We start from the raw sequence: 15,874 nt of genomic DNA, 5'->3' as shown, positions 1-15,874 counted from the left end.
AATATTACCAGGGTGCCTATATATTCCTTTAGAACGAAAGCCCGAAGGCTCTCAAGGCTAATCAACAGGACTTGCAACCGAAGTCACAAGCCCACCGATCACCAAAGGTGTCGGTGGGTAGTTGACGTTCATTTCCGACCCAAAAGCGGTTCACATTATTAAAACAAAGGAACAGGGCCGCATAGGTAAAAAGTAATATATATCAATTTTTAGCGCAGAAAACCAATGTCAAGTCCAATGGGTTTGAAAAACATTGAAACAGGATCGGGATATGATCCTGTAACCATGGATTTGGCGAGGATTATGCGTAAATCGTTCTAAGGAAAGAATGTTGTATATCTCTAAAAATATTGACGCCCTGCGGTACAGCGTAATACGGGAAATGAGTCAGGTCGCCGCCCAATATGATGATGTCATCTCCCTTGGCATTGGGGAGCCTGATTTTAATACCCCGGCCCCCATTATCGAAAAAGCCTTTGAAGATGCCCGGAAGGGCCATACCCACTACACCCACGCCCAGGGTGACCCACAGCTCATCGAAAAATTGTCTGTTAACCTGTCAAAGGACCTTGGTAAAACCGTTCCGCCGGAGTGCATTATGATCACCCATGGCGCCATGAACGGCCTGGCAAGTGCCTTCAGGACCCTTATGGACCCCGGAGATGAAATCATCCTCATTGAACCCCATTTTCCGGATTATCTGGCCCACATCACCCTGACCCATGCAGTGCCCAGATATGTGCCTTCGGGGTTTGATAAAGGGTTTTTGCCCGACCCGAAAGACATTGAAGCCGCCATTACGTCGAAAACAAAAATTATTCTGATCAACTCGCCCAATAATCCCACAGGGACGGTTGTGCCCCAAAGCGTGCTGGAAGAGATCTCCGCCATTGCCAAGGCCCACGATCTTTGCGTGGTATCCGATGAGGTGTATGACCGGATCTCCTTTGAAGGCCGGGCCTCATCCATATATAATTGTCCGGGTATGGAAAACCATGCCCTTGTGATTAATTCCTTTTCCAAAACCTATGCCATGACCGGATGGCGGGTGGGGTTTGCCTATGGCCCCAAGCCTGTCATTGATCAGATGGTGAAAGTGTGCAACTACGCCGTGGCCTGTGCCTGCAGTGTGAGCCAGCGGGCAGCCATTGCTGCCCTGGATACGCCGGATGAAGTGATCAAAGAGATGTCTGATACCTTTGAACGCCGGGTGGAGCTGGTCTGCTCACGGCTTGAGTCCATGCCCGGGGTCCGGGTCCGCCGTCCCAAAGGCAGTTTTTACGTGTTTGCCGATATTTCCAGCATAACCAACCAATCCCGACAGTTTGCCCTGGATTTAATAAAAGCGGAAAAAGTCGTGGTGGTACCCGGCTATCCATTCGGGATATCCTGTGAAGGATGTATCCGCATTGCCTGCACCATAAACAGAGAAAAACTTTCTGAAGCCATGGATCGCCTTGAGCGGTTTCTTGCCGCAAGAACCCGCTCAAGGTCATTTAATTAAACTATTTTAATCAAATAATGAAAAGTTTTCTTGACATAATCTTTATCTGAATTTATATTTTGGTCAAATGATCATAACAAGGAAAAACCATGCCAAGACCCAAACGACCCAGATGTATTGCATCCAAACCGGCCATTAAAGGGTTTAAGCCCAGAGGAACGGAAGAGACCGGAGAAGTCATCCTTTCCCTGGAAGAATTTGAAGCCCTCAGACTTATAGATTTTGAGGGGATGGATCAGTCAGGTGCCGCGCAGGTGATGGATGTTTCCCGACAGACCGTGGGACGGATTTTGAAAACCGCCCGCTATAAAATAGCTGAATCTTTAGTTACTGCCAAGCGACTGACATTGCAGGGTGGTTGCTATGAGATGCGAGGCCGGAGAAAGGGCCGAGGGTGGCGGCATGGACGCAGAAAACCGCAAGGACGTTAATAAAAAATGGAGATGATAACCATGAATAGCGAACACACCCTTTCCGAAAGCCTTGAAGATTACCTTGAAGTCATACTGGAACTTCAGACCATGAATACGGTGGCCCGGTCAAAAGATATTGCTGCAAAACTGAATATTAAGTGCGGATCTGTTACCGGCACCCTCAAGAAACTGGCTGACCGGAAACTGATCAATTACGAGCCTTATGGATATATCACCCTGACCCCCAAAGGCGATAAAATCGCAAAAGAAGTTACAACCCGTCATAATGTATTCAAGCATTTTTTATTCAAACATGTGGAACTTGATGAAGATACCGCTGAACAAGCCGCATGCCGTATGGAACATGCCATGAATCATAAAAATTTTATAAAATTCAAGGCATTTGTTACAAAATTGGATGCCTGATAGTCAACCATTTTATTTTATTTTATTCAATTATCTTAAATTAGCGCCCTTTGGACGGGGTGCTGGGTACTGGGCGCTGGAAATTCCTATACTCTCAAGTTAAAAATTATGGATATAATTGCTTTTAATTATGGTATGATGTGTTAAATTCATCGCGTTTCAAAAAAATGAGAGATGATGCCTTTCAAAATGAGATCTGCCATGTTGCCAAAAGCAAAGCTATCCCAAGTATGGGCTACGGTCCTGTTTTTTGTATTTATCCTTTCCGCTGCAGCTAAGGCTGCCGGTCCGGTGGTACACATCATTCCCGTTTCCGGGACTGTTGAGCCGGGCATGGCCGCTTACCTCAAACGGGTGGTCTCCTCCCTTGAAAAGGATGACACCGCCATTTTAGTATTTTCCCTGGACACATTCGGGGGACGGGTGGATGCCGCCTTTGATATTGTGGAAACCATCAGCACCGTACCAAAAGAAAAAACCATTGCCTATGTGGAGAAAAGGGCCATTTCTGCAGGGGCGCTGATTGCGCTTTCCGCCGGTACCCTGATCATGAAGGAAAATACCCTGATCGGCGACTGTGCGCCCATTATTCAAACCAGTGAAGGCCAAAAGGAAGCCGGTGAAAAAACCCAGACCGTCCTTCGGGCGCAGTTTCGTACCCTGGCCAAGCGAAACAATTATTCTGAAGTTCTGGCTGAATCCATGGTGTCCAAATCCATGGAGGTATATAAGATTACCTGGGAAGATCGTTCTGAATACATGGATAAAACGACCTGGCAGGAGCTTTCTGAAGAAGAAAAGGCAAAGGTCATTCGTAAATCCACGGTTGTAAGCGAAGGCGAGCTTTTAACCATGGATGATAAAGAAGCTGCCGATCTTGGGTTTTCCCGTCAGAGTGTTGCTACCCTTGACCAGGCCCTTGACGTTCTGGGGTACGGGGCGGCTCAAAAAATTGAGGTTTCGGAAAACTGGTCGGAAACTTTTGTCAGGTGGCTCCAGCCCTTTTTGCCGATTCTCATGATTTTAGGCATTGGTGCCGTGTATACGGAGATTAAGGCCCCGGGATTCGGTATCCCCGGCATTGTGGGTATTATTTGCCTGGGACTTGTGTTTTTCAACCAGTACCTGGTGGGGCTTGCCGATTATACGGAAATCCTGGTATTCATCATCGGTTTTCTGCTTATGGGGTTGGAAATGTTTGTTCTGCCGGGATTCGGCATTGCCGGTATCAGCGCCATCATTGTCCTGGCCGCAGGCCTTGTGCTTTCTTTTCAGAATTTTGTGCTGCCCGACCCAAACCTGCCCTGGCAGGGAGCGCTCATGATAAAAAATCTGGGACTGGTCATGGGCAGCGCCCTGGGTGCGCTGCTGGTTTCAATGTCTGTGGTGCGTTTTGCGCTACCCAAATTGTCCAAGGTGATTAAGGGACCGTATCTGGATGCCACACTTCAGGATTCCCGTGTTGAATCCACCGAGGCCTTAGGTATATCTGCCGGAGATGAAGGTGTCTCTTTGACGACATTGCGGCCTTCGGGCAAGGTCCGTATCCGGGACAGAAAAGTTGATGCCGTTACCCAGGGTGATTTTATTGATCCGGCCACACAGGTCCGGGTGATCCGGGTAACCGCAGGCCATGTGATTGTTGAAACGATTATGGAAAAGAGGGAAACATGAGTGCCTGGATACTGCCTTTAGTTCTCCAGATCATGGCAATCTTTACCGTTATTGCCGAGATATTTCTGCCGTCCATGGGGCTTTTATCCATCACGGCCCTGGGGTTTGTCGGATATTCCCTTTTCCTTGTGTACAGTACGTTTCCCATGTCAGTGTTTTATGCGGTTTTGGGGGTGGATCTGATCCTTGTTCCCGTGGTGCTTATTGTGGGATTTAAAATGTTGGCGTTTTCTCCTTTGTCTCTTAAAGAGGAATTATCTGCATCCCAGGGTGTGGTTTCCCAGTCCCCGGATCTTGAAAAGTACCTGGACGGCACCGGGCAAAGCATCACAACCCTTCGTCCGTCCGGAACCGCTCTGATTGACGGTGTTCGCCTGGACGTGGTCACGGACGGAGAATTTATCGAGGCAGGCACGCCTTTAAGGGTCTGCAAGGTTACGGGTAACCAGGTGATTGTCTGTCGCCGGGAAAATATATAACATACTAAATTATAATTTTAAAAAAGGTGGTTTAACATGCAGATTATGTCCATTCTTCTTATTATTGCCGGCATCCTCGGCCTGGTGCTTGTTTATTTTGCGTTTTCCTACATTGGTCTGTGGATTCAGGCCCTGGTGTCCGGTGCCCGGGTGGGACTGTTCAACATTATTTTCATGCGATTCAGAAAGGTGCCGCCCAAACTGGTTGTGGAATCCAAAATCATGGCTGTGAAGGCCGGGATTGATATTGCCACGGACAGTCTTGAATCCCATTACCTTGCCGGCGGTAATGTGTCCCGGGTGATTCAGGCGCTTATTGCTGCGGACAAGGCCAATATTGATCTTCCCTTTAACCGGGCCGCGGCCATTGACCTTGCCGGTCGGGATGTGCTGGAAGCCGTACAGATGTCGGTGAACCCTAAAGTTATTGAAACGCCCATTGTGGCGGCCATGGCCAAGGACGGCATCCAGCTCAAGGCCATTTCCAGGGTCACGGTGCGGGCCAATATTGACCGCCTGGTGGGCGGGGCCGGCGAAGAGACCATCCTGGCCCGTGTGGGCGAGGGCATTGTAACAACCATTGGGTCGGCCGTCACCCATAAGCAGGTGCTGGAAAATCCGGACACCATTTCCAAAATGGTTTTAAAGAAGGGGCTGGATGCCGGCACCGCCTATGAGATCCTTTCCATTGATATTGCGGATGTGGATGTGGGCAAAAATATCGGTGCGGAGCTTGAAACCGACAGAGCCGAGGCAGACAAAAAAATTGCCCAGGCCAAGGCCGAGGAAAAACGCGCCATGGCCTATGCCCAGGAACAGGAGATGAAGGCCCGGGTCCAGGAAATGCGGGCCAAGGTGGTGGAGGCCGAAGCCCAGGTGCCCCTGGCCATGGCTGAGGCGTTCAGAAGCGGCAATCTTGGGATTATGGACTATTATAAGATGCAGAATATCAGCGCTGATACCCGGATGAGAGACACCATTGCGGCCCCTGATCAGCCGGATCAGCCGGATGAGTCCCTCAAATAATATCGAAAAAAAATCAGGATAACATTATGGATTTTGGTGATTTTATTACGTTGGTTTTGTTTTTGATTTTTGTTGTGTCTCCTTTTTTGAAAAGAAAGAAGACACAAAAACCAGGCAAATCAAAGCAGAGCGGATTTTCCATTTTGGGAAAAATACGTGAAGCGCTTCAAGAAGCGGCCCGGGAAATGGAAGCCCAGGTTGAGCAAGCCCGGAAAAAAGAGGCCTCCGGGCAGAGGCGCCCCTCCCGGGAATTCAATGAGAGGCCCTTGGACCAGGCCGGAAACGCATCTGTAAACCAAACCTTCTGGGATGAAATTGATGACAGGAAAGATGTGGGCTTTTATTCCGATGACGCAGATGCCCAAGTCCTTGAGCCGATTACGTCTGTTAATGAAGAACCTCTTTTTGTTTCCACAAAAAAAGAAATTCACAGAAAAGCCACCAAGAGAACGGAAAAAAGGGAATCAAAATCTCTACCCCTGAATTCTTTTGGGCATAATGCCATGCAGGCAGGTTACCCAAGGTCTAGTCCAAGACACCTGCCGGCCCGGGACCGGGCCCGGGGACTTCAAAGGGCCGTGATCTGGTCGGAGATCCTTGCAAAACCGGTTGCGTTAAAGGATCAATAAAACTTGTTTTTATTTGCCTGCAGCCGCCTTTCCTGCCTGTTCGTCCACCTTGGATAAAATCAAAAATCCAATAACGAAGAAAACGGCCACAACCGCAACCCCGGCACGCTGGGAATTAAACATCTGGGTTAAAATTCCCAGAAACAACGGCCCGAAAAACGCTGTTAATTTGCCTGAAAAGGTGAAAAACCCAAAGAATTGATTCTCTTTTTCCCGGGGAACGAAACGGCCGAGCAGGGAGCGGCTGGCACTCTGGTTGGGACCTGCAAAAAAGCCAACAAGTACGCCTGCAGTCCAGAACATTTCCTTGTCGGGCGCAAAAACCGCCAGGATTACAGCCAGGGTTAAAATGATATTGGATATCTGGATGGTGGCTTTGCCCCCCAGTTTGTCGTCAAATATGCCCATGATTAAAGCACCTGTGCCGGCTGCCAGGTTGAGTACAATGCCGAAGATCATGATTTCCTTAAAGGAGAAACCAAAGGTGCCGGCGGCATAAATTCCCCCAAAAGCAAAAATAGTGACAAGACCATCGTTGTAGATCATTCTTGCAATCAGCAGTGTGACGATTTCCCGGTAGGAACGGATATCTTTAAACGTGTCTTTAAGATCGGCAAAGGCCGCCCGGATGATGGCGGCTTTGCTGCTGTCTTTTTTCGGATTCCCGGGGCTGGATTTCACAAGAACGAACAAGGGGATGGAAAACAGTCCGTACCACAGCGCCACCAGGATGCAGGTGGCCCGGATGTTGGCCCCGGATTCACGGGACACGCCGAACCAGGGATTTTCCGGATTGATAAAACCGGCCATGGCAACGAACATGGCCAAAAGCCCGCCAATATACCCCACCCCCCAGCCAATGCCGGAAATCCGTCCAATGTTTTTTTCACTGGCAATATCCGGCAGGAATGCGTTGTAAAATACCATACCAACTTCAAAGGCGATATTGGACAGAACAAACCAGATCAAAGCCTGGTAGACCTGCCCCGGCTTGACAAACCAAAGCATGGCTGAGGCCGCCGCACCAATCAATGTGGAAATAAACAAAAACATTTTTCGTAGATTTCCATGGTCGGCCAGGGCCCCAAGCAGAGGAGATAAAAAGGCGACCGAAAACGCTGTCAGCGTGACGGCCCTGGACCACAGCGCGGTACCGTGGATGTTATCCGGCGCAATGGCTGAAACAAAATAAGTGGCATAAATAAACGTGACAATCAACGTGGTATAGGCAGAGTTGGCAAAATCGTACATCACCCAGCCAAATATCTGTTTTTTGTCTGTCCCGGTGCGGTTCATATGTTTTCCCATAGTTAAAATGGTCGTGTAACACCATGGTATAGCAGCGGTTTGATATCCTGCCGGCCATGCCATCTGCTAAATGTATTTGCCGGCAGATCCGGGCAGATGTCCGGCAGGGCCGTATCCGCTAAAACCAGAGATTCAAGCCGTTCTCTTTTTTGGTTTATTTTGCATATCTCCATTGCCCGGTCAATGGTACCAAGAACCGCAAGGGTGGCATTTACCACCTCTCGAATCAAGGTCAAAAGATCTGTAACGTAGAAAGCCCCGGAACAGGGATGCCGATATTTAAGCCGGCCTGAAAAAAACGGCAAAAAGCAGGGGCTGCTGAAAGGATAAATCAATCCGGCGAAAGAATCAGGTACGGGATGTGGCGTGCCGGCCATCTTTATGGTCCCCTTGCGTATTACAGACGCGCCAAACAGTGCATGAAGTGTTGCGTGCCATTGCAGGGCGTGTTTTACAAAGGCGGTGTTGGGGGGGTGGGGTAAAAACAGGTCGGCCATAAGCTGATAAAGCGTCCGTTTTGAAATGTTTGCCTGTCTGATAATTTTATACAACCGGGTTTTTCCGCGGAACAGGTATTGAAAATGAACATCCATGGCCGTTTCAAAATACCTGTGCCGGGCTGTGGCACCGGTGTGCATCCCGTCCATACCGGCATAATAATAAACCAATGGATGAAAGGTTGAGTCGGACATGATGTGGCATACGATGCCGGCGGCAAGTGCCAGTGCCCATGGCGTGCGGTGATGGTTCAAAAATTTGAGTACCGGTAAAAGGGCTTGTTTGTTTGGCCGGTGAAACGGTTTGGCCATGGCCTGCACCTGTTTTTTTTGCGGGCCGGCCAGATAATAAAACGGCGAATCCGGACACACCGCCCCAATGAGAAATATCAAGGGGAATGTTTGAACCGGCTGGAAAAATTTTGAGGTTTCGGGCAGAACAGGTTTCACCTGTTCGGCCAGCGCAATGTGTGTAATTTCTTTTGGCATATATGTCCTCCTTATTTCTTATCTCTGGTATTCATACCTGGTTGGTGATATAGAAAAATGAACGATATCACAGTCAATACGGATGGTATATGTCCAAAAAGAAAATTTTGCTGGTGGAAGATCATCCCATTTTCAGGCTGGGTCTGGCGGAGTTGATCAATCAGGAACGCGACTTGGCTGCATATGGAAGTGCCAGAGATGTTGAGCCGGCCATTGATGAAATAAATCATATAAAACCGGACCTGATCATTACGGATCTTTCCTTAAAACAGTCTGACGGACTTGATCTGGTCAAATATGTAAAACAGCATCACAGCAATATCCCTGTGCTGGTGCTGTCCATGCATGATGAATACCTTTATGCGCCCAGGGCCTTGTCTGCCGGAGCCCATGGATACATTATGAAGCATGAGGCTGTGGAGTCCGTTGTCAACGCCATCCATCTTTTGCTTGCCGGAAAAATTTATCTCAATGAAAACGTCAAAGAGCATATTCTTTTGTCCATGGCCAATCCACCCGAAGCACAGGAAAAAAGTCCATTCGACCGTTTAACCGACCGGGAGCTCCAGGTTTTCAAGCTGATCGGCAGGGGCTTTTCAAGCAGGGAAATTGCCGAGCGCCTGTTTTTAAGTATCAAAACCATTGGGACCTACAGGGAACGTATTAAAAAAAAGCTTAATATTAAACATGCAAGTGAACTGGTGCGCTGTGCCGTGCATTTTGAAAAAACAGGTTATATCGGCATTGTGGATTATAGTTCCGGTCACATGACTTGATATTTTTTTGAGGTGTTGATCGCAATATTTAAAATAGGTTAGGGCTGTTTTTTGGTTTGAAGTCATATGACCGGAACTATAGGTCTCTTTTGTCACCGTTTTTTTCGGCGGCCTTTTTTCTTTTCCCACGCTTCGTTGGCCAGGATCATTTCTCTGATATCTTTTGATGTCTCTGTGACTTCAACCGTAAAGGCATACTCATCCTTGGAAACCGCTATTGTTTCTATTTGTTTGCCTAAAAAATCCTGGATTTCCGTTAACAGGTTCTTTTCCTGGCTGCTGCAAAATGATATGGCTTTCCCCTTGGCGCGACCACGCCCGGTTCTGCCCACCCGGTGGACATAAACTTCTCGTTGTTCGGGAAGATCATAATTGATTACATAATCGACATTGGGGATATCAATTCCCCGGGCTGATACATCCGTGGCAATAAGTATCTTATCTGCGCCCTGTTTAAAACGGGTCAACACGGCCAGCCGCTGCTCCTGATCTTTTTGACCATAAATGGTCAATGCGTTTATATCGGCTCTTTCCAGGGCTTTTGCCACGCGTTCGGCCCTTACGGTCGTCCTGACAAAAACCAGGATTTTGCTGTCTGGATTGTCCCGGATGAATTTGCGTAAAAAGAAACGTTTATCGTCCATTTCCACAAAAATTACATAGTGGGATACATTTTTTGATACCGGATCATCAGGCGATATTTGAATGCGCACGGCAGAGGACTTAACCTGTGAATAGGCCAGCTTCTTAATGTTCTTATCTATTGTTGCCGAAAAGAACAGCGTCTGGTGACGTTGTTTCAAAAGTCGTTTGATGCACTGGATATCATCAAAAAATCCTTTGGCCAGCATTTGATCGGCTTCATCAAGGATTAAAATTTTAACCTGGCGAATATCAATGGCTTTCTGGCTGATCAGGTCAAACATGCGGCCCGGCGTGGCAATCAGGATATCAACCCCTTTTACCAGTGTCTGAATCTGTTTATCCTGTTCCACCCCGCCGAAAACGGCAAAGGGTTTAACTTTTGTTTTGCTGCACAATAGCATGAAGACGTCCTGTATCTGAACCGCCAATTCCCTGGTGGGCACCATGATAATGCTCTGGATGCCTTGGTTTTTTTTGTTTTTTTTCAGGTTCAGAATGGTATCTATAACAGGCACGGCAAATGCAACGGTTTTTCCGGTGCCGGTCTGGGCAATGGCCAGGACGTCTTCCCCTTTTAATATAGAGGGGATCGCTTTGTACTGAATATCTGTGGGCCTGATAAACCCCTGTACTCCCAGGTTTTTTTTCAAGGTGCTGTTTATTGCATATGTGTCAAATTTCATTGGAAATACCTACTTCATCAAATGTTTTAATATCAGCAAGAATGCGCGTGGCAAGATCCAGAAGTGCCATGCACACCGCAGCACCGGTACCTTCCCCGAGACGGAATTTCAAATCGATCAAAGGCGCCAGACCCAGGCGGTCATGCATGTATTTCTGGCCGATTTCCACAGATTTGTGGGAGGCAAACAGGTAGTTTTTTGCTGCCGGGGCCAGTTCACAGGCAATCAGGGCGCCGGCCGTGGAGATCAATCCGTCGCAGACCACTGGAATGCCTTTAGCGGCGGCACCGATCACCAGCCCTGCCAGCCCGCCGATTTCAAGTCCGCCGACCTTGGCCAGCACATCAAGGGGATCCTTGGGGTCAGGCTCGTTTATGTCCAGTCCTTTTTGAATCACAGCAATTTTATTGGCAAGCCCTTTATCGTCAACGCCTGAGCCCCGGCCGGTCAGGCGCTCCACGGGCAGGCCGGAAAATGCCGCAATAATAGCAGTGGAAGGCGTGGTATTGCCAATGCCCATATCCCCAGTGCCCAGAAGATCCACAGGGGTCTGGGCGTGCAGTTCATTGACGATTTCAATGCCCGCTTCAATGGATTGAATCGCCTCTGCCCGGGTCATGGCAGGCCCTTTTGTAAAATTATCGGTGCCGTACTTTACTTTTTTATGAAAAATGGGCAGCCCGGGGTCAAAATCGTAATTTACACCGATATCTGCAGCGTTCACCCGGGCCCCGGCATGTTTACCGATGATGTTGACGGATGCCCCGCCCTCGACAAAATTAAACACCATCCGGGGGGTGACTTCTGCGGGGAAGGCACTGACCCCTTCCGCAACCACACCGTGATCACCGGCGCAGGTGATGATTTGTTTATTGGTTAAATGGACGTCAATGGTTCCTTTGATAGCAGCCAGACGAGCCCCGATCTCTTCCATAATTCCCAGGCTGCCGGGGGGTTTTGCCTGGTCCTGAAGACGCTGTTTGGCCTTTGCATGTGCGTCGTGATTAAGTTCGGATTTGATGGCCGAAATGGTTTGTTCAAGCAGGGACATTGTTTTACCTCATGTTGAAAAGAAAGTACCCTAAACCCGTTTGATATCAAGGTCAATGATTTTTCGTGTTTTTTTCCGGTAACTTTTATCCGTTCGCAAACAGCCTTGACCTGGGACCTCTGCTGATATAGGGTTTCTTATTTTTATTGAAAGCAGGCCATTTCATATGCACGCCACAGACAGGGATAAGGTAATTCCCCCCAAGACTTTTTTAAGTCTGCTTTTCAGGCTGGCGCTACCCATTTCCCTGCAATATCTTTTGACCGGTTCCATGGCTGTGATAGACATACTCATGATCGGCCGGCTTCATGATGCGGCCGTGGCGGCCGTGGGCATTGCCAATCAGTTTGTTTTTATCTTTTTTGTTATCCAGTTCGGCGTCCATTCTGGTATCGCCATATTCACGGCCCAGTACTGGGGCAGAAAGGATATCTCACGGATCCACCAGTTGTCCGGTCTTGGGATCCTGGCAGGATTTGCCATCGGTGCCGTGTTTGCCGCTGCAGCGCTGTTTTTTCCCGCAGCCGTGATTTCGTTATTTTCCAATGATGCCGAAGTGGTACGTCTTGGGGCCGGATATCTTCGTATTGTGGGATTTGCCTTTGTGCCTTTTTGCGTAACCTTCTCGTTTATGACCAATATGCGGAGTATGGGGTTTGCCGGTGTGCCTTTGGTCTCTTCATTTGTCGCCGTGGTTGTCAATATTGTGCTCAACTACTGCCTGATTTTCGGCAAGCTTGGCTTTTCCGCCATGGGTGTCACCGGTGCGGCCATTGGCACCTGCACGGCAAAATTGATTGAAACCGGCCTGTTAACGGCGATCATCTACCTGAAACCGTACCCCCTTGCCGCGTCAGTAAAAGACATGCTGTCATTCGATTTTGCCTTTGTCAAGCGGATCACGGCCACTTGCTGGCCTGTGTTTCTCAATGAATTCTTCTGGGTTACAGGCGTGAGCATCTACAAACTGGTTTACGCCCGCATGGGGACACAGTCCATTGCGGCAGTCAATATCGTAGCCACCCTTGAGGAATTTTTATTTGTTCCCTTTTTCGGCATTTTCCACGCCGGTTCCATTCTCATCGGTAACAGCATTGGGGCAAAAAGATACAACCGGGCGTTCGCTTATGGCAAATTCATGCTTTGGGTCCAGCTTCCCATGGCCCTTGGTGCTGGAGTTGTGCTCATTTTGTGCAGACATTTTATCCTGGGATTTTACAATATTTCCACGGCAGCTTACGAGAATGCCTACTACCTGATGCTGACAACAGGTCTTGTCTTTTGGGCAAAGACCACTAATTTTACAACGGTGGTGTCGGTGTTCAGGGGCGGAGGAGACACAAAATTCGCCTTTCTCATGGATCTGAGTTCCGTATGGTGCATTGGCGTACCCATGGCATTTATCGGCGCGTTTGTCCTCCATTGGCCCGTGTACGGTGTCATGGCCCTGATTGCCCTGGAAGAAATGTTTAAGCTGATGATCGGCTTGCCGCGCTTTTTTTCAAAAAAATGGATTAAAAACCTTGTGGCGGATCCGGAAGCATCACCTGGAGGGAATCCTTGAATTATCCGTCAAAAAAAGTGTTTGTATTCAAGAGCGATAAACTTAACTTAACCTGGGAAAAGCATTTCATACATAAACCAGTATTTCCATAACTACATGATAAAACCGGAGAATCCCAGGGCCCGGACAACAGTGGCGATCATGCCTGGAGCTACCAGGACATCGCAGACCAGTTGCGCATCCACGGCACCCCCGGCCGCGTCAGGGATGACCTGGCCCAGCCCCGGGGGCTGGACGACACCCCATGTCCTTCCTTGCCGTGGGCAGCCAAGGCCGCACCGCCACCATTGCCAACCTGCTCTCTCAACCCTTTTCCTTTGGCCTGGATCGGGACGGGGCCCTGGCCATCGTCACTGAAATTGCCATGACCATAAAACGCAGATGGCAGACCGTTTTCAGGTCGTGCGGGGTACCGGAACGTCTGTATGGGGAGCTCGCTCGGGTGAGTTTTGCCAATGCACTGAATTTTGATATAGAAATTATCAAAAACAGGGTTCGCATTTGATTATAGATTTGCTTTACCTGTTGTAAATATTATAAAATTAATGCTGTTGACTTTGCTGTATGTGTCGTATATTTGTATTAATTGAATCCCCCATGCCAGGATGGAAGGAAATTATGGCTGTAAAGCGTAAAAGGACATTAGAGCAAAAAATCTGTTACCGCATTAAACGGGCGAAAGAATCTACTTTTATCCCAAAAGATTTTTCCGATCTTTCAGGAAGAGACCAGGTTTTACGTGCCTTGAGAAATCTTATCGCAAAAAATCTGATTATTCGTGTCGGGCAAGGGGTATATACAAGGGCTCGCATTTCTTCCATCAGCCGCAGGCCGGTCCCTGAAGAAAACCTCAGAGCCATTGCCATAACCGCTTTAGAAAAATCAGGTGTCACCGTTCTCCCAACTCAATACGAGCGGGAATATAACCAGGGAAGGACAACCCAGGTGCCCACCGGTATGGTGGTGGGAGTGAATAAAAGGGTGAAAAAAAAAATAGGTTTCAACGGCAGGTTTATAAAGTATGAAAAAGTCTCCCAGCCCCGGACAGATTGAAGACATTGCCATTGAATTCGGTGTTGATGGTTCATTGGGGATATTCAAAGTTTGTTGATGCAATGTCCTATGATCCCGAAGATGAGAGAATATCTTTTGGTGAGGCACTTTGGTCTTTTAAGAGGATTGTAGCTTCATTGTGATATAACCATCTTGTAACAGAGACGTTTTACGAAACCTTCAAATCAGGGTATGGCGTTTCATTAACCGGATTTGGCAGTTTTTACCTGGACCGCCGGCGGGATTCGACCGCATTCAAATTCAATCCAAGTCAAAAATTAAGAAAACTATTTGGATGGAGTTCTTCTTATAAAGGGGACCTTTGAAGCTATAAATACATTATCCCCAAGCCCTCCTATCTGTGTCAATGATGATCAAATCTGGTTACCCCTTTATCCGTATCCGGGGATGGGTGAGGCCTGGCAAAAATTTGCCCGAGAGTTTTTTTGGTGCTTTCGCTTGATAAATATATAGTACCAATATTTAATACCCGGTCAATAGACTTAATGGTGAATTTTGATACGGCTTTCTGAAAAATGTTAAATCGAGTAAGGCATAGCAAACGTTCCTGTTGCCTTTTGTACACGAATTTATTAGTCATCCTTGTAGGGTCGCCCGGTTCGGCTGGATAATGGCACTGATATGGTGAAAGGTAAGGATGACTGAGCAGAAATCAATTATTTACCAAAAATTGATCCGGGATAGAATTCCGGAAATAATCGAAGCCAATGGTAAAACAGCACACATCAGGGAAATCCGGGGAAAGGAATTGTGGGATGCCGTGGGCCGTAAAATCCTGGAAGAGGCCTTCGAGCTGTTTGAGGAATGGCAGAAGGAAAGCCGGGAAGATATTTTAAAGGAATCTGCCGACCTCCTTGAGATCGTCCTCAAAGCCCTGTCCGAATATGGGTTCACCATGGACGACCTGCTGCGCCGCCGGCAGGAGAGGGCGGTCAGCCGGGGTGTCTTTGAGAAACAACTTTTCCTGGACCAGGTCGGCGGCAGCGGACCATTAGACTTCGAAACCTTTAAACGGCCCGCCATGGTGTTCAATCCGGCACAACAGAAAGATCTGCTCCGGATCATAAGAAGCGAACTTGCATTAAGTAAAAACGTCCGGATCGCTTCGGCCTTTTATTCCCCGGGGGCCACCAACCTGATGATGGCGGAGTTGACCCGGTTTCTGGAAGCCGGCGGTAGACTGAAGGTGATCCTGTCCACGATGGGGAACATCACCAGGCCCATGTACTTTGAGCATTTTAAAGAAAATCTGCCCGATGCCGGATTGCGGGTGTTTCACCCGCCTGAAATCCCTTTGGAAAAATCCCCGCCCGGTTTCCATGTGAAAACCTGGCTTTTTGAGCACCATGACGGCAAGGGGGCTTTCATCATCGGTTCATCCAACCTGACAAAGAAAGGCCTCACCCAGAATATAGAATGGAATTATTTTTCAGCCGGAGAGGTCAACCTGCCCTTTGACGGGAAACCCTCTGTTCCTTTCTTCTTACTCATTCTTACCTATTAGGCGTAAATGATGAGAAATTCCTGCTTCATAGAGTGTGCCCGAACAAACTGCTTAGGTCTCATTTCCTCTCCACAGGCTTAAAATCCCGTAGAACCTACGGTATTGTTATTATTATGCAGCCGATAAAACCGG

The 15,874-nt window shown here is 48.2% G+C and carries 16 protein-coding genes; 12 read left to right on the top strand and 4 right to left on the bottom strand.

Annotated elements, in window-relative coordinates; all coding sequences use genetic code 11:
- Positions 1-328: 328 nt before the first annotated feature.
- The 7 genes from HXW94_RS16410 (at position 329) to HXW94_RS16380 (ending at position 6,151) form a co-directional block, all read left to right on the top strand.
- On the top strand, positions 329-1,504 hold the full coding sequence (locus HXW94_RS16410; protein WP_178367984.1) for a pyridoxal phosphate-dependent aminotransferase: 1,176 nt from the start codon (positions 329-331) through the stop codon (positions 1,502-1,504).
- A gap of 89 nt (positions 1,505-1,593) precedes the next feature.
- On the top strand, positions 1,594-1,935 hold the full coding sequence (locus HXW94_RS16405) for a DUF134 domain-containing protein (protein ID WP_178367983.1): 342 nt from the start codon (positions 1,594-1,596) through the stop codon (positions 1,933-1,935).
- Positions 1,936-1,956: 21 nt separating this feature from the next.
- Entirely contained in the window at positions 1,957-2,343 is a 387-nt protein-coding gene (locus HXW94_RS16400) for a metal-dependent transcriptional regulator (RefSeq protein ID WP_178367982.1), read from the top strand.
- A 201-nt stretch (positions 2,344-2,544) separates the two neighbouring features.
- The gene (locus HXW94_RS16395; protein ID WP_246294149.1) at positions 2,545-4,017 is read left to right on the top strand and encodes an NfeD family protein; all 1,473 of its coding nucleotides are present in this window, start codon (positions 2,545-2,547) and stop codon (positions 4,015-4,017) included.
- Positions 4,014-4,496 (top strand): NfeD family protein, encoded by a 483-nt coding sequence (locus HXW94_RS16390; RefSeq protein ID WP_178367980.1) that lies wholly within the window; start codon positions 4,014-4,016, stop codon positions 4,494-4,496. The genes HXW94_RS16395 and HXW94_RS16390 overlap by 4 nt, the downstream gene beginning before the upstream one ends.
- A gap of 36 nt (positions 4,497-4,532) precedes the next feature.
- Positions 4,533-5,522 carry a flotillin-like protein FloA gene (gene floA / locus HXW94_RS16385; protein ID WP_178367979.1) on the top strand — a complete coding sequence of 330 codons (990 nt, stop codon included), beginning with the start codon at positions 4,533-4,535 and terminating at the stop codon, positions 5,520-5,522.
- A gap of 26 nt (positions 5,523-5,548) precedes the next feature.
- On the top strand, positions 5,549-6,151 hold the full coding sequence (locus tag HXW94_RS16380; protein WP_178367978.1) for a hypothetical protein: 603 nt from the start codon (positions 5,549-5,551) through the stop codon (positions 6,149-6,151).
- 9 nt (positions 6,152-6,160) lie between these two features.
- On the opposite strand, the gene HXW94_RS16375 is transcribed toward HXW94_RS16380, so the two are convergent.
- Together HXW94_RS16375 and HXW94_RS16370 are read right to left on the bottom strand one after the other, a co-directional pair.
- Complete coding sequence (locus tag HXW94_RS16375) at positions 6,161-7,447, bottom strand: MFS transporter (protein ID WP_178367977.1); 1,287 nt, start codon at positions 7,445-7,447, stop codon at positions 6,161-6,163.
- Positions 7,448-7,461: 14 nt separating this feature from the next.
- Positions 7,462-8,445, bottom strand: a complete 984-nt coding sequence (locus HXW94_RS16370; protein ID WP_178367976.1) for a zinc dependent phospholipase C family protein — start codon at positions 8,443-8,445, stop codon at positions 7,462-7,464.
- A gap of 89 nt (positions 8,446-8,534) precedes the next feature.
- On the opposite strand from HXW94_RS16370, the gene HXW94_RS16365 reads away from it, so the two are divergent.
- Positions 8,535-9,221: a response regulator gene (locus HXW94_RS16365; protein WP_178367975.1), complete on the top strand. Its 687-nt coding sequence runs from the start codon at positions 8,535-8,537 to the stop codon at positions 9,219-9,221.
- 92 nt (positions 9,222-9,313) lie between these two features.
- On the opposite strand, the gene HXW94_RS16360 is transcribed toward HXW94_RS16365, so the two are convergent.
- Both HXW94_RS16360 and cobT read right to left on the bottom strand, forming a co-directional pair.
- Positions 9,314-10,549, bottom strand: a complete 1,236-nt coding sequence (locus tag HXW94_RS16360; protein WP_178367974.1) for a DEAD/DEAH box helicase — start codon at positions 10,547-10,549, stop codon at positions 9,314-9,316.
- Complete coding sequence (gene cobT, locus HXW94_RS16355; RefSeq protein ID WP_178367973.1) at positions 10,539-11,600, bottom strand: nicotinate-nucleotide--dimethylbenzimidazole phosphoribosyltransferase; 1,062 nt, start codon at positions 11,598-11,600, stop codon at positions 10,539-10,541. The genes HXW94_RS16360 and cobT overlap by 11 nt, the downstream gene beginning before the upstream one ends.
- A 166-nt stretch (positions 11,601-11,766) precedes the next feature.
- Here cobT and HXW94_RS16350 point away from each other — a divergent pair, with 166 nt between their 5' ends.
- The 4 genes from HXW94_RS16350 (at position 11,767) to HXW94_RS16335 (ending at position 15,742) form a co-directional block, all read left to right on the top strand.
- Positions 11,767-13,164 carry an MATE family efflux transporter gene (locus HXW94_RS16350; protein ID WP_178367972.1) on the top strand — a complete coding sequence of 466 codons (1,398 nt, stop codon included), beginning with the start codon at positions 11,767-11,769 and terminating at the stop codon, positions 13,162-13,164.
- 244 nt (positions 13,165-13,408) lie between these two features.
- Positions 13,409-13,669, top strand: a complete 261-nt coding sequence (locus HXW94_RS16345) for a hypothetical protein (RefSeq protein ID WP_178367971.1) — start codon at positions 13,409-13,411, stop codon at positions 13,667-13,669.
- 113 nt (positions 13,670-13,782) lie between these two features.
- On the top strand, positions 13,783-14,217 hold the full coding sequence (locus HXW94_RS16340) for a DUF6088 family protein (protein WP_178367970.1): 435 nt from the start codon (positions 13,783-13,785) through the stop codon (positions 14,215-14,217).
- A 658-nt stretch (positions 14,218-14,875) separates the two neighbouring features.
- A complete protein-coding gene (locus HXW94_RS16335) occupies positions 14,876-15,742 on the top strand; it encodes a phospholipase D-like domain-containing protein (protein ID WP_178367969.1) in 867 nt (288 codons plus the stop codon).
- The last annotated feature ends 132 nt before the right edge of the window (positions 15,743-15,874 follow it).

This window comes from Desulfobacter latus (genome assembly GCF_013389365.1).
GTDB lineage: Bacteria > Desulfobacterota > Desulfobacteria > Desulfobacterales > Desulfobacteraceae > Desulfobacter > Desulfobacter latus.
Note: the sequence above shows the minus strand (reverse complement) of the source record. Positions and strands in the feature narration are given on the sequence as shown.